Consider the following 13,885-nt stretch of genomic DNA (forward strand, 5'->3'; position numbering starts at 1 on the left):
CACCCTTGAGAGACGGAACCCCCCATGAGCAACCGCAACACCCAGGCCAGCAAGGCCGCGGCCCGCGAGCGCATCCGGGCCGAGCGCGAGCGCCAGAAGAAGCAGGAGAAGCTGCGCCGTCAACTCATCGTGGCCGGGACCGTGGTCGGTGTCCTGGCCGTGGCCGGCGGCATCGGCTACATGGCGATGAAGGCCAACGAGCCCACGGGCTGGGAGGCCGCCAAGGAGGCCAAGCCCGTCGCGCCCGCCCACACCCAGGGCAAGAACGGCACCGAGATCCTGATAGGCGACAAGAACGCCAAGGAGACCCTGGAGGTCTTCGAGGACGTCCGCTGCCCGGCGTGCGCGTCCTTCGAGCAGAGCAGCGGCGAGGCGCTGCTGAAGGACATCGAGGACGGCCGCTACCGGGTCCGCTTCTCCATGTACACCTTCATCGACGACACCCCGGCCGGCGGCGAGGGCTCGAAGAACGCGCTGAACGCCCTCGGCGCGGCGCTGAACGTCAGCCCGGAGGCGTTCCTGAAGTACAAGGCGGCGCTGTACTCCGCCAAGTTCCACCCCGAAGAGCAGGTGGACACCTACAGCAAGGACGCCGAACTGCTCAAGGTCGCCGCCACGGTGCCGGAGCTGAAGAACAACAAGGCGTTCGAGACGGCGGTGAAGAACGGCACCTACGACCGCTGGGTGATGGACATGACCGCGCTGTTCGGCCGCAAGGGCGTCAAGGGCACGCCCACCTTCATGCACGGCGACAAGAAGCTGACGATCCCGCAGGTGCCGCAGCAGCAGATGACGCAGGCGCAGTACAACCGGCTCGCGCAGGCCAACTTCCGGAAGATGATCGACAAGGAGTTCGGCCCGGCGAAGGGCGCCGGGAAGCCGGACCCGGGCAAGGGCGGCAGCAAGGACGAAGGGGGCCAGAACGGCATCCGCGAGGGCGAAAAGGACCCCACGGCCTCCCGCTGAGTGCCTTTCGGACAACGGACGGGCGAATTCTCGGGGTTCCCGCGAATTCGCCCTCCCGAGTCCCCTTACCGGCCAGTAGGGTGAGCGGCCGTGACCGATCATCACCAGATCTCGCGCCGCTCCGCCGTTACGGCCGTAGCCGCCACCGCCGCACTTCTGCCGTTCGCCGGCGCCACCACGGCGCAGGCCCAAGAGGGCTCCGGCCAGGACGCGTTCTTCCAGCACGGCGTCGCCTCCGGGGACCCGCTCCCGGACGGCATCCTGCTGTGGACCCGGGTCACGCCGGCCCCGGCTGCCACCCCCGGATCCGGCCGGGGACCGGCCACCAAGGTGAGCTGGCAGGTGGCGACCGACAAGGACTTCGCCTCCGTTGTCGCCCGGGGAAGCCTGACCGCCTCGGCCGCCGCCGACCACACCGTCAAGGCGGACGTCCGCGGCCTCCGGCCCGCCACCCACTACTACTACCGCTTCACCGCCGGCGGGCAGCACTCCCCCGTCGGCCGGACCCGCACCGCCCCGGCCCATGACTCCGCCGCCGGCAACGTCCGCTTCGGTGTGGTCTCCTGCGCCAACTGGGAGTCCGGCTACTTCTCCCCGTACCGGCACCTGGCCGCCCGCACCGACCTGGACGCGGTGCTGCACCTCGGCGACTACCTCTACGAGTACAAGTCCGGCGAGTACCCGGAGTTCAAGTACGTCGTCCGCCCGCACTCCCCCGCCCACGAGCTGCTGACGCTCGCCGACTACCGCATCCGGCACGGCGTCCACAAGACCGACCCGGACGCGCTGGCCATGCACGCCACGCACCCGGTCGTCGCCATCTGGGACGACCACGAGTTCGCCGACAACGCCTGGAAGGGCGGCGCGACGAACCACACGCCGGACAGTGAGGGCTCCTGGTCCGCGCGGATGGCCGCCGCGAAGCAGGCGTACTTCGAGTGGATGCCGGTGCGCCCCTCGACCGCCGGCACCACCTACCGCAGGCTGCGCTTCGGCACCCTCGCCGATCTGCATCTGCTGGATCTGCGCTCGTTCCGCGACGAGCAGGCCAAGGTGGGCAGCGGCGACGTCGACGACCCGAGCCGTACGCTCACCGGGCGGGCCCAGCTGGACTGGCTCAAGGCCGGCCTGGAACGCTCGGACACCGCCTGGCGGCTGGTCGGCACCTCGGTGATGATCTCGCAGGTCGCCTTCGGCGCCGTCCCCGCCAAGCTGCTCGGCCCGCTCGCCGACATCCTCGGGATACCCAAGGAGGGCCTGGCGATCAACACCGACCAGTGGGACGGCTACACCGATGACCGGCGCGAGCTGCTGAGCCACCTCAGCGACCGCGGTATCGACAACACCGTGTTCCTGACCGGCGACATCCACATGGCCTGGGCCAACGAGGTACCGCTCCAGGCGGCGACCTACCCCGCCGACCAGCCGGTGGCGACGGAGTTCGTGGTCACCTCCGTCACCTCCGACAACGTCGACGACTTCCTGCATGTCGCCCCGCACACCATCTCGCTGGCCGGGGTCGCCGCCCTCAAGGCCGCCAACCGGCATGTGAAGTGGCTGGACATGGACTCCCACGGCTACGGGGTCCTGGACGTCAACGCCGAGCGCACGCAGATGGACTACTTCGGGATCTCCGACAAGACCGACCCGCAGGCCACCAGCGCCCTGCTGCGCTCGTACCGCACCCGGTCCGGCACCCAGCAGATGGAGCGGGCGGACCAGCCGGTCGGCTGACGGCGCACGTCCCGTGCGGCGCCGGCCGCCCGGTTCACAGCCCGGCGAGGAAGCCCAGCGCCACCTTCCAGGCGCGCTCCGCGGCCTCCGCGTCATAGTCGGGCAGCCCGGGATCGGTGAACAGGTGGCCGGCGCCGGCGTAGCGGAAGACCTCTACGTCCGCGCCGGCCCGGCGCATCTGGAGGTACCAGGCGTTCAGCCAGTCGTGCGGCTCGTACGGGTCCGGGTCGGCGACATGCAGCTGCACCGGCAGATCGTCGGCGGTGGTGTCCTCCGCGATGTCCGAGGTGCCGTGCAGCAGGAGCAGCCCGCGGGTCTTCTCGTCGCCCAGCGCGAGATTCTGGGCGACCGAGCCGCCGAAGGAGAAGCCGGCGTAGACCAGCCCGCGGTCGGAGTACGGCGCCGCGGCCGTGATGGCCCGCTTGAGCAGCTCCTCCTTGCCGATCTCGTCCTTGATGAGAATGCCGTCCGGTACCGATTCCGCGGTCCGGCCGTCGAACAGATCGGGGACGATCACCTCGTGTCCCGCGGCCCGCAGCCGGTCCGCCGCGGCATGCACCGCGGGACGCAGCCCGCATACCGAATGAAACAGGACAATCGTCGAAAGCCCGCTGGTCGAGGACTCGGCAGAGGCCGGCACTGACATCACTTCCCTGGAGTTGGATCGCACTGCCCCCATCGTGCCAGCTACGGTCGGAAGGATTGGCAGGAGCACACCGCACGCACCACAGCAAGGAGGAACACCGTGTCTCTGGAGGCCGTGCTGCGTCCGATCGTCGTCATCGGCGGCTCGATCGTCCTCACCCTCGTCCTGGTCTGGCTCACCGACCGCGCCCTGCGCCGGATCGACGCCGCCCACCCGGAAACGCCCTTGTGGGGGCTGCTGCGCCGCTGCCGGATACCGCTGCAAGTGGCGCTGTGCACGGCCCTGTTGCGCGGCTCGTACGACGAGTCGGGGCTGAAGGTCGCCGAGGAGCACGAGGCGGGCATCGGCCGGGCGCTGACCCTGGTCCTGATCGCGGCCACCGCCTGGCTGGTGGTCCGGGCCGCGGCGGCGATCGTCGAGTCGTCGTACTCGCGCTACGCGGCGAGCGGCCGGGACGCGGCGCGGGTGCGGCGGGTGCGCACCCAGGTGACGCTGATCCAGCGGGTGGTGACGGCCGTGGTGATCGTCGTCGCGGCCGCCTCGATGCTGCTGACGTTCCCGGAGATGCGGGCGGTCGGCACGTCCATGCTGGCGTCCGCCGGACTGCTCGGCATCGTCGCCGGTATAGCCGCCCAGTCCACCCTCGGCAACCTCTTCGCGGGGCTCCAGATCGCCTTCGGTGACATGGTGCGGATAGGGGACACCGTGGTCGTGGACGGCGAGTGGGGCACCGTCGAGGAGATCACGCTGACCTTTCTGACCGTACGGACCTGGGACGAGCGCCGGATCACCATGCCGGTGTCGTACTTCACCGGCAAGCCGTTCGAGAACTGGTCGCGCGGCGGGTCCCAGATGACCGGCACCGTCCTGTTCCATCTCGACCACAGCGCGCCGGTGGAGAAGATGCGCCAGCGACTGCTCGAAATCCTCCAGGAGTGCCCGGACTGGGACGGCCGCTCCTGGAGCCTGGTGGTCACCGAGACCACCCCGTCCACGATCGTGGTGCGGGCGCTGGTCACGGCCCGGGACGCGGACACCCTCTGGACGGTGCGCTGCGAGGTCCGCGAGCGGATGCTGGAGTGGCTGCGCACCGAGCACACCTACGCGCTGCCGCGGATCAGCACCGCACCGGCCCCGCTCGGGGTCCCGGAGGCGCGGCACGGCGAGGAGCCGGACGCCCGGCAGCTGCCGAAGGGCTGAGCGGCGCGGCCGCCCGGCCGCGCCGCCGCGTCAGGGGGTGTGCCGCAGACTGCGCATGTCCAGATGCCGCAGCACCCGGTCGACGATCTCCGGGTCGGTGCCCGGCTCGCTGCGCGCGGCCAGCACCTCGTGCCGGGCGGCGGAGAGCATCTCGCCCTGGATGCGGTGCACCTTCTTCATCCGGTGGATGCGCCGCTCGAAGAGCTCGCGCCGCTCGTCGTCGACGATGTCCGGCGCGATCCGGGCACCCATGTCGTACGCCCGGCGCGCCAGCTGGTCGCTGACCTCGTCGGGCAGCTCCTCGACCTCCAGGATCTCCTTCAGCCGCCGCTTGGACGCCTTGATCACCCGGAGCGCCAGCTCCCGCTCCAGCGCGTCGACGGCGTCGGTGTCGGCCTGCACCCGCAGCCTGCGCACCAGCCAGGGCAGGGTGAGGCCCTGGACGAGGAGCGTGCTGAGCACCACCGCGAAGGCGATGAAGAGGATGTCGTCACGGGCGGGGAAGCCGTTGCCACCGTCGATGCTGAAGGGGATCGCCAGCGCCAGCGCCACGGAGGCCACCCCGCGCATCCCCGACCACCACATGATGAGCGTCTCCCGCCAGCTCATCGGGATCTCCTCGTCGTAGTCGCGGAGCTTGTGCATCCGCTTGGCCAGCCAGGCGGCGGGCAGCAGCCACAGCAGCCGGACGCCGACGACCACCCCGACGACCGCGGCACCGGCCCCGAGCAGCTGACCCCAGCGGTGCGAGGCGGCCCCGAAGATGTTGTGCAGCTCCAGCCCGATCAGCCCGAAGGCGACGCCGGTGACGAGGGTGTCGACGACCTCCCAGAAGGTGTAGCCGGCCAGCCGGCCCATCACATCGTCCGCGTCGACCGCGTATTCGGCCAGGAACAGCGCACAGGTCAGCACCGCGAGCACACCGGACCCGTGGAACTCCTCGGCCAGGACATAGGCGACGAACGGCACCAGCAGCGTCAGGCCGATCTGGAGCGTCGGGTCACCCAGCAGCCCCATCAGCTTGTTGGTGACCCAGCCCAGCAGCAGGCCGACCGCTATGGCCACCACGGCGGACAGCACCAGCGAGCCGATCGCGGCGGACACCGAGAAGCTGCCGCTGATGGCCGCGGCGAGGGCGACGTGGTAGAGCACGATCGCGGTGACGTCGTTGAACAGCCCCTCGCCCTCCAGGATGGAGACCAGCCGGCGGGGCAGCCCGAGCTTGCCGGCCACGGCGGTCGCGGCGACCGGGTCGGGCGGTGCCACCAGCGCGCCGAGCACCACCGCGGCGGCCACCGGCATCCCCGGCACCACCGCCTGGGCGACCGCGGCGACCGCGGCGGTGGTCGCGAAGACCAGCGCCACGGCGAGCAGGAAGATCGGCCGGAGGTTGGCGGTGAACTGCCGCCAGGAGGTGCGCTGGACGGCCGCGTAGAGCAGCGGCGGCAGCACCACCGGCAGGATGAACTCGGGCGGCACCTCGACGTTGGGCACGAACGGCAGCAGCGCCAGGACGGCACCGGCGAGCGTCATCAGCACCGGTGACGGGAGCCGCAGCCGGTCGCCGACCGGAACCATGACCACGGCTCCGAGCAGCAGGACGAGCACAAGAGCCAGCTGATCCACGGTGGCGACGCTCCGGGGTCGGATCCGGTCATGTTCCGCCCCCAGCCTGCCATGAAGCCGCCGGTTGCCCGCCGTGTCGGCGCCCCGGAGGCGGCTGCGTCAGCCGCTCTCGTCCCGGACGGTGTCCAGGGCGCGCTGGAGATCGTCCGGGTAGCCGCTCTCGAACTCGACCCAGCGGCCGTCCGAGGGGTGCTCGAAGCCCAGCCGGACCGCGTGCAGCCACTGCCGCCCGACACCCAGCCGCTTGGCGAGCGTGGGGTCCGCGCCGTAGGTCAGATCGCCGACGCAGGGGTGGCGGTGCGCGGCCATGTGCACCCGGATCTGGTGGGTGCGGCCGGTCTCCAGCTTGATGTCGAGCAGGCTGGCCGCCCGGAACGCCTCGATCAGGTCGTAGTGCGTGACCGACGGCTTGCCCTCGGCGGTGACCGCCCACTTGTAGTCGTGCTGGGGGTGGCGGCCGATGGGGGCGTCGATGGTGCCGCTCATCGGGTCCGGGTGGCCCTGGACCAGGGAGTGGTAGCGCTTGTCGACCGTCCGCTCGCGGAACTGCTGCTTGAGCAGGGTGTAGGCGCGCTCGGACTTGGCGACCACCATCAGGCCGGAGGTGCCGACATCGAGGCGGTGCACGATGCCCTGGCGCTCGGCGGCGCCGGAGGTGGAGATGCGGTAGCCGGCCGCGGCCAGGCCGCCGATGACGGTGGTTCCGGTCCAGCCGGGGCTCGGGTGGGCGGCGACCCCGACGGGCTTCATGATCACCACGATGTCGTCGTCGTCATGGACGATCTCCATGCCCTCGACGGGCTCGGCGACGATCTCGACGGGCGGCGCGGCCTGCGGCATCTCGACCTCCAGCCACGCGCCGCCGTGCACCCGCTCCGACTTCATCACCTCGGATCCGTCGACCCGGACCTTTCCGGCGGCGGCGAGTTCGGCCGCCTTCGTACGGGAAAAGCCGAACATCCGGGCCAGCGCGGCGTCGACGCGCTCGCCCTCCAGGCCGTCCGGTACGGGCAGGGTGCGGATCTCGGGAATGGTGCTCACCCCACGAGTATGGCAGTCCCGCGATGGTGTCCTGCCCGGCGGGCGGGGCCGTCCCTCAGGGCGGCCCCGGGGCGGCCGGTCAGTCCTTGTGCACGGTCCCGTCGGGGTCCAGCCCCCGGAAGGAGAGGATCACGATCAGCACACCGCCGCAGACGATCGCGGAGTCGGCGAGGTTGAAGACCGCGAAGTGCGCCGGCGCGATGAAGTCGACCACCGCACCCTCGAAGACGCCCGGCGCGCGGAAGATCCGGTCGGTGAGGTTGCCGAAGGCGCCGCCGAGCAGCAGCCCGAGCGCGATCGCCCAGGGCAGGCTGTAGAGCTTGCGGGCGATCCGGGCGATCACCACGATCACGGCCGCCGCGATGATGGTGAGGAAGATCGTCAGGGCCTCGCCCATGCCGAACGCGGCACCGCGGTTGCGGATCACCGTGAACCGCAGCAGCGTCCCGATCACCTCGATGGGCGCATGGTGCTCCAGCTTCGCGACCACGAGCAGCTTGCTGCCCAGATCGAGCAGGTAGACGACGAGCGCGACCAGCAGCAGCGCGGCGATCCGCCGCCTACCGCGGTCCTTGCTCTCCTCCGTCCGCACCGGACCTCCCCCTTCGGACCCCGTTGCGGGTTCCGCTCCGGTACCCGGCTCGGGTTCCGGCGTACCGGTGATGCGTTCCGCCTCTGCCACGTGTGAGTCCCTCAGCCCGTTTGTTTCCCCGGCCGGGCCGTGCCCGGCTGAACCACGAGAGTACGGCACACCCGTGCGGGCGCGGGCGACACGGGTGCCGTCCGCGCCACCGGTCGGCCGGCTCAGCGGCGCTCTTGCTGCTGCTTGCACTCCACGCACAGCGTGGCGCGCGGGAAGGCCTGCATCCGCGCCTTGCCGATGGGGTTGCCGCAGTTCTCGCACAGCCCATAGGTGCCCGCGTCCAGCCGGCCGAGGGCCCGTTCGGTCTGGTGGAGCATCTCGCGGGCATTGGAGGCGAGCGCCAGCTCGTGTTCGCGGGTGATGTTCTTGCTGCCGGTGTCGGCCTCGTCGTCACCCGCACCGTCCCCGGAGTCACGCATCAGCCCGGCGATGGCGTCCTCGGCCGAGACGATCTCCAGCCGCAGCCGCGCCGTCTCGTCCATCAGCTCGGTCCGGGCCGCGGCGACCTCCTCGGGCGTCCAGGGGTCCTCGCCGGGCCGTACGGCGAGCTCGCCCGGCGCCGCGGCCACCCGGGCCATCGGCACCGCGGAGTCCTTGCCGTGTGCCGTGGCCGATGCGGCCGCAGTCTTCTTCGCCACCACCGTCTTGGCTCCCGTCTTCTTCGCGGGCACCGCGGCCTTTTTGGCCGGAGCCTTCTTCGCGGCCTTCTTCGCCGCCGTCTTCTTCACCACCGTCTTCTTCGCCGCCGTCTTCTTCGTGGCGGCCCGCTTGGGCGCCGCCTTCCGGGCCGTCGCCTTCTCCGGCGCGGCCGTACCGGCCGCCGGCTTCTTGGCCGCGGCCTTCTTCGGAGCTGTCCTCTTCGCTGGAGGCTGCTTCGCGTCGGCCTCGTCGGCAGGCGTCGTGCTCTTCTCCGCGGCGGTCTTTTTCGCCACCATGGCCGCGACCCCTTCACATATGTGACTTTGTTCGCGAATCGTGACGGGAACGATAAATCGCCGCACGCCACGCGGCAACGGGACGCACCGCCCTCCGCGCCCCGCCACCTGGCCCGGACGGGCGGTTCGTCTCGGTTGTGCCCGCTTCCCGGCGGGGCGAATCCGCCCGTGGGAGGGGCGGCGGGCCGCTGGCCATTCGGGTCATCGCGCAGGTCGGGAGCGCGGCGCGGCGACGGTCCGGGCCACCCCCGTACGGCGCCCCGCGCCGGGCTCCGCCCCGGCCGCCGAAATCCGGTCGGCCGCTGTCGGCCCCGCCCCGTACACTGGCCCCAGCGAGAGGCATTGACGGGACGAGTAGCGCCGTACGCAGCCAGCAGCGACCCGGGGACGGTGGAAGCCCGGGGGCGTGCACGACGTGAAGATCACCCCGGAGCCGCCGGAAGAAAGCGTTGGACAGTGGGCTCCGCCCACGGGCTTGGATAGTGGGTTCCACCCACGGACCTCGGGCCGCCCAAGGCGAGTAGAACCGGCAGCGCGACCCCAATGAGGGGGCGGTGCGACGGCACCGCCAAGGAGGGTGGTACCGCGGGAGCCCAGGCTCTCGTCCCTCCGGACGGAGAACGCAGCAGGTGTCCGCCGGAGGAAGCCCCCGATGAGTCCGCAGCCCCAGTACCGCCAGGTACCCGCCCAGGTAGACCTCCCCGCCCTTGAGCACGCCGTGCTCGAGTTCTGGCAGGAGCAGAAGGTCTTCGCCCGCACCCTCCAGCAGTCCGAGGGACGCCCCGAGTGGGTCTTCTACGAGGGCCCCCCGACCGCCAATGGCATGCCCGGCGCGCACCACATCGAGGCGCGCGTCTTCAAGGACGTCTTCCCCCGGTTCCGCACGATGCAGGGCTACCACGTCGACCGCAAGGCCGGCTGGGACTGCCACGGCCTCCCGGTCGAGCTGGCCGTGGAGAAGGAGCTGGGCTTCAGCGGCAAGAAGGACATCGAGGCGTACGGCATCGCCGAGTTCAACGCCAAGTGCCGGGAGTCGGTGACCCGCCACACCGATGCCTTCGCCGAGCTCACGACCCGTATGGGCTACTGGACCGACCTGGACGCCCCGTACCGCACGATGGACCCCGACTACATCGAGTCGGTGTGGTGGTCGCTGAAGGAGATCTTCGGCAAGGGCCTGCTGGTCCAGGACCACCGCGTCGCCCCCTGGTGCCCGCGCTGCGGCACCGGCCTGTCGGACCACGAACTGGCGCAGGGCTACGAGAACGTCGTCGACCCCTCGGTCTTCGTCCGCCTGCCGCTGACCTCCGGCCCGCTGGCCGGCCGGGCCGCGCTGCTCATCTGGACGACCACCCCCTGGACCCTGGTCTCCAACACCGCCGTCGCCGCGCACCCCGACGTCACCTATGTCGTGGCCACCGACGGCACCGAGCAGCTGGTCGTCGCCGAGCCGCTGCTGGAGAAGGCCCTCGGCGAGGGCTGGAGCGCCACCGGTGAGTCGTTCACCGGCCGCGAGATGGAGCGCTGGGCCTACGAGCGCCCCTTCGGCCTCGTCGAGCTCGACGGCGCCAACATCGTCGTCAACGCCGAGTACGTCACCACCGACGACGGCACCGGCCTCGTCCACCAGGCCCCGGCCTTCGGTGAGGACGACCTCAAGACCTGCAAGGCGTACGACCTCCCGGTGATCAACCCGGTCCGCCCGGACGGCACCTTCGAGGAGCAACTGGCCCTGATCGGCGGCCAGTTCTTCAAGAAGGCTGACGAAACGCTGGTCGCCGACCTGGACGCCCGCGGTCTGCTCTTCCGGCACCTCGCGTACGAGCACAGCTACCCGCACTGCTGGCGCTGCCACACCGCGCTGCTCTACTACGCCCAGCCGTCCTGGTACATCCGCACCACCGCGATCAAGGACGCCCTGCTCCGGGAGAACGAGAACACCAACTGGTTCCCCGAGTCTGTCAAGCACGGCCGCTTCGGCGACTGGCTCAACAACAACATCGACTGGGCGCTGTCCCGCAACCGCTACTGGGGCACCCCGCTGCCCATCTGGCGCTGCGAGGAGGACCACCTCACCTGCGTCGGCTCGCTCGCCGAGCTGACCGAGCTGACCGGCACCGACCAGTCCGAACTGGACCCGCACCGCCCGTTCATCGACGCGATCACCTTCGCCTGCCCGACCTGCCAGGGCACCGCGACCCGCGTCCCGGAGGTCATCGACGCCTGGTACGACTCGGGCTCGATGCCGTTCGCGCAGTGGGGCTACCCGTACCGCAACAAGGAGCTGTTCGAGAAGCGCTACCCGGCGCAGTTCATCTCCGAGGCCATCGACCAGACCCGCGGCTGGTTCTACACACTGATGGCGGTCGGCACCCTCGTCTTCGACAAGTCCTCGTACGAGAACGTGGTCTGCCTCGGCCACATCCTCGCCGAGGACGGCCGGAAGATGTCCAAGCACCTGGGCAACACCCTCCAGCCGATCCCGCTCATGGACCAGCACGGCGCCGACGCGGTCCGCTGGTTCATGGCCGCCGGCGGCTCGCCCTGGGCCGCCCGCCGGGTGGGCCACTCCACCATCCAGGAAGTCGTCCGCAAGACGCTGCTGACGTACTGGAACACCGTCGCCTTCCAGGCCCTGTACGCCCGGACGACCGGCTGGGCGCCCTCCGCGGCCGACCCGGCCCCCGCCGACCGCCCGCTGCTGGACCGCTGGCTGCTCGGTGAGCTGAACGGCCTGGTCGAGCAGGTCACCGAGTCGCTGGAGGCCTTCGACACCCAGCGCGCCGGCAAGCTTCTCTCGTCCTTCGTCGACGACCTCTCCAACTGGTACGTACGCCGCTCCCGCCGCCGCTTCTGGCAGGGCGACGCCGCCGCGCTGCGCACGCTCCACGAGGTCATCGAGACCGTCACCCGTCTCATGGCGCCCCTCACCCCGTTCGTCACCGAGCGGGTCTGGCAGGACCTGATCGTCCCGGTCACCCCGGACGCCCCGGACTCGGTCCACCTCTCCACCTGGCCGGTCGCCGACCGGACGCTCATCGACCCGGCGCTGTCCGGCCAGATGCAGCTGGTGCGCCGGCTGGTCGAGCTGGGCCGGGCGACCCGCGCCGAGTCGGGCGTCAAGACCCGCCAGCCGCTGTCCCGTGCACTGGTCGCGGCGCACGGCTTCGCGGGCCTGTCCGAGGACCTGCGCGCGCAGATCGCCGAGGAGCTCAACGTGAGCTCGCTGGCCTCGCTGTCGGAGGTCGGCGGATCCCTGGTCGACACCACCGCCAAGGCGAACTTCCGGGCCCTGGGCAAGCGGTTCGGCAAGGGTGTCCAGGCGGTCGCCAAGGCCGTCGCCGCGGCGGACGCCGCCGCCCTCTCGCTCGCCCTGCGCGAGGGCACCGCGAGCGTCGAGGTGGACGGCGAGACCGTCTCGCTCGCCCCCGACGAGGTGATCATCACCGAAACCCCGCGGGAGGGCTGGTCGGTGGCCTCCGACGCGGGCGCGACGGTCGCCCTCGACCTGGAGATCACCCCGGAGCTGCGCCGGGCGGGCCTGGCCCGCGACGCGATCCGGCTGATCCAGGACGCCCGTAAGAACAGCGGCCTCGACGTCGCCGACCGGATCGCGCTGCGCTGGCAGTCCACCGACGAGGAGGTGCGCACGGCGCTGACCGACCACACCGGCCTGATCTCCGACGAGGTGCTCGCCACGGACTTCGCCCCCGGCGAGGCCGACGCCTCCTACGGCTCCGCGTTCACCGACGAGAGCCTGGCTCTCACGTTCCGGCTGCGCAAGGCGTAACCGCGCACGCGGCCGCACCGCGACGTCAACAGAGCCCCCCGGCGCCACCGCGCCGGGGGGCTCTGCCGTCCCCGCTGACCGCACCGCACCGCACGCACAAGTCCACACAAAAGGGCCGGGCCCCGAAGGAATGTTCCTTCGGGGCCCGGCCCTGATTGCCGACTGTGCGCGCTACGCGGACGTCAGTTGTCGTCCTCGTCGATCAGGAAGCCGCGCATCGGCGACGGCGTCTGCTGCATCGGCTGCGGGCTCTGCGGACGCACCGGAGCCATCGGCTGAGTCATCGCCGGCGACATCTGCTGCTGACCGCCGTAGGACGGACCGCCACCGGACGGACCGGCCATGGAGTGGTTGCCGCCACCCATCGACTGGTTGCCGCCCATGGTGTGGTTGCCACCCATGGCGCCCGCACCGGCCGACGCCATCGACGGCGACGGCGGCAGCGAGGGAGCGGCGGCCGGGGTCCGCGGCGGGGCCAGCGAGTCGTCCGCCTGGTTCTCCAGCTGACGCAGCTGGCTCTCCAGGTAGGACTTCAGCCGCGTGCGGTACTCGCGCTCGAAGCCGCGCAGGTCCTCGACCTTGCGCTCCAGCGTCGCGCGGGCCGACTCCAGCGAGCCCATCGCCACGCGGTGCTTCTCCTGCGCGTCCCGCTCCAGCGCGTCGGCCTTGGCGCGGGCGTCCCGCTCCAGGCCCTCGGCACGGCTGCGCGCCTCGCCGACGATCTTGTTGGCCTCGGAACGGGCCTCCGCGATCGCCTGGTCGGCGGTCTGCTGTGCCAGCGACAGCACGCGCGCGGCGCTGTCACCACCGGGACCACCCTGCTGGCCGCCCTGGGGCAGCTGCTGCGGTCCGCCGGGGCCGCCCATCGGGCCACCCATCGGGCCGCCGGGGCCCATCGGACCGGGGCCGTGCGGGCCCTGCGGGCCGGGGCCGTGGCCACCGGGACCAGGAGGCAGCTGAGGTGCACCACCGGGCAGTTGGGGAGGCCCACCCATCCCCTGCTGCTGCGGCGGCACCGGCTGCGGACCGGATATGGCGGCGGGCACAGGGGCCCCGGGCCTCTGCTGCTGCTCCTGCTGCTGCTGGTCAGGTCCCTTGCGCAGGCCCTGCTGCTGCTGATTCTGCGCGGCGGCGCGGGTGGCAGCGGCCAGCTTGGCGCGAAGGTCCTCGTTCTCCCGCAGGAGCCGGGTCAGTTCGGCCTCGACCTCATCGAGGAAGGCATCGACCTCGTCCTCGTCATAGCCTTCTCGGAGGCGGACGGTCGTGAACTGCTTGTTCCGCACGTCCTCGGGGGTCAACGGCAT

At 71.3% G+C, this 13,885-nt stretch carries 10 protein-coding genes; 4 read left to right on the forward strand and 6 right to left on the reverse strand.

The window, feature by feature from the left end:
- Positions 1 to 24: 24 nt before the first annotated feature.
- Positions 25 to 966, forward strand: coding sequence for a thioredoxin domain-containing protein (locus CP981_RS10255; protein ID WP_085924884.1), 942 nt, complete (start codon positions 25 to 27; stop codon positions 964 to 966).
- Positions 967 to 1,056: 90 nt separating this feature from the next.
- On the forward strand, positions 1,057 to 2,700 hold the full coding sequence (locus tag CP981_RS10260; protein ID WP_085924885.1) for an alkaline phosphatase D family protein: 1,644 nt from the start codon (positions 1,057 to 1,059) through the stop codon (positions 2,698 to 2,700).
- A gap of 34 nt (positions 2,701 to 2,734) precedes the next feature.
- On the opposite strand, the gene CP981_RS10265 is transcribed toward CP981_RS10260, so the two are convergent.
- Positions 2,735 to 3,346 carry a dienelactone hydrolase family protein gene (locus CP981_RS10265; protein ID WP_208853056.1) on the reverse strand — a complete coding sequence of 204 codons (612 nt, stop codon included), beginning with the start codon at positions 3,344 to 3,346 and terminating at the stop codon, positions 2,735 to 2,737.
- A 105-nt stretch (positions 3,347 to 3,451) separates the two neighbouring features.
- Between CP981_RS10265 and CP981_RS10270 the strand changes: the two genes are divergently transcribed.
- Positions 3,452 to 4,546: a mechanosensitive ion channel family protein gene (locus CP981_RS10270; protein WP_085924918.1), complete on the forward strand. Its 1,095-nt coding sequence runs from the start codon at positions 3,452 to 3,454 to the stop codon at positions 4,544 to 4,546.
- Positions 4,547 to 4,576: 30 nt separating this feature from the next.
- On the opposite strand, the gene CP981_RS10275 is transcribed toward CP981_RS10270, so the two are convergent.
- From CP981_RS10275 to CP981_RS10290, 4 genes are all read right to left on the reverse strand, one after another.
- Complete coding sequence (locus CP981_RS10275; RefSeq protein ID WP_085924887.1) at positions 4,577 to 6,172, reverse strand: Na+/H+ antiporter; 1,596 nt, start codon at positions 6,170 to 6,172, stop codon at positions 4,577 to 4,579.
- A gap of 99 nt (positions 6,173 to 6,271) precedes the next feature.
- Positions 6,272 to 7,213: an RluA family pseudouridine synthase gene (locus CP981_RS10280; protein WP_085924888.1), complete on the reverse strand. Its 942-nt coding sequence runs from the start codon at positions 7,211 to 7,213 to the stop codon at positions 6,272 to 6,274.
- A gap of 79 nt (positions 7,214 to 7,292) precedes the next feature.
- On the reverse strand, positions 7,293 to 7,895 hold the full coding sequence (lspA, locus tag CP981_RS10285) for a signal peptidase II (protein WP_085924889.1): 603 nt from the start codon (positions 7,893 to 7,895) through the stop codon (positions 7,293 to 7,295).
- A gap of 122 nt (positions 7,896 to 8,017) precedes the next feature.
- Positions 8,018 to 8,791, reverse strand: a complete 774-nt coding sequence (locus CP981_RS10290; protein WP_085924890.1) for a TraR/DksA family transcriptional regulator — start codon at positions 8,789 to 8,791, stop codon at positions 8,018 to 8,020.
- 652 nt (positions 8,792 to 9,443) lie between these two features.
- On the opposite strand from CP981_RS10290, the gene ileS reads away from it, so the two are divergent.
- The gene (gene ileS, locus CP981_RS10295) at positions 9,444 to 12,581 is read left to right on the forward strand and encodes an isoleucine--tRNA ligase (RefSeq protein WP_085924891.1); all 3,138 of its coding nucleotides are present in this window, start codon (positions 9,444 to 9,446) and stop codon (positions 12,579 to 12,581) included.
- A 182-nt stretch (positions 12,582 to 12,763) separates the two neighbouring features.
- Here the strand turns inward: ileS and CP981_RS10300 are convergent, their stop codons facing one another.
- Positions 12,764 to 13,885: a DivIVA domain-containing protein gene (locus CP981_RS10300; protein ID WP_085924892.1), complete on the reverse strand. Its 1,122-nt coding sequence runs from the start codon at positions 13,883 to 13,885 to the stop codon at positions 12,764 to 12,766.

The sequence above is a fragment of the Streptomyces platensis genome, from assembly GCF_008704855.1.
Taxonomy (GTDB): Bacteria; Actinomycetota; Actinomycetes; order Streptomycetales; family Streptomycetaceae; genus Streptomyces; species Streptomyces platensis.

Excerpts from the sequence above, each read along its gene's own strand:
- ileS (WP_085924891.1), top strand. The coding sequence starts at position 9,444 with ATGAGTCCGCAGCCCCAGTACCGCCAGGTACCCGCCCAGGTAGACCTC.
- CP981_RS10265 (WP_208853056.1), bottom strand. The coding sequence starts at position 3,346 with ATGTCAGTGCCGGCCTCTGCCGAGTCCTCGACCAGCGGGCTTTCGACG.
- CP981_RS10290 (WP_085924890.1), bottom strand. The coding sequence starts at position 8,791 with ATGGTGGCGAAAAAGACCGCCGCGGAGAAGAGCACGACGCCTGCCGAC.
- CP981_RS10300 (WP_085924892.1), bottom strand. The coding sequence starts at position 13,885 with ATGCCGTTGACCCCCGAGGACGTGCGGAACAAGCAGTTCACGACCGTC.
- CP981_RS10255 (WP_085924884.1), top strand. The coding sequence starts at position 25 with ATGAGCAACCGCAACACCCAGGCCAGCAAGGCCGCGGCCCGCGAGCGC.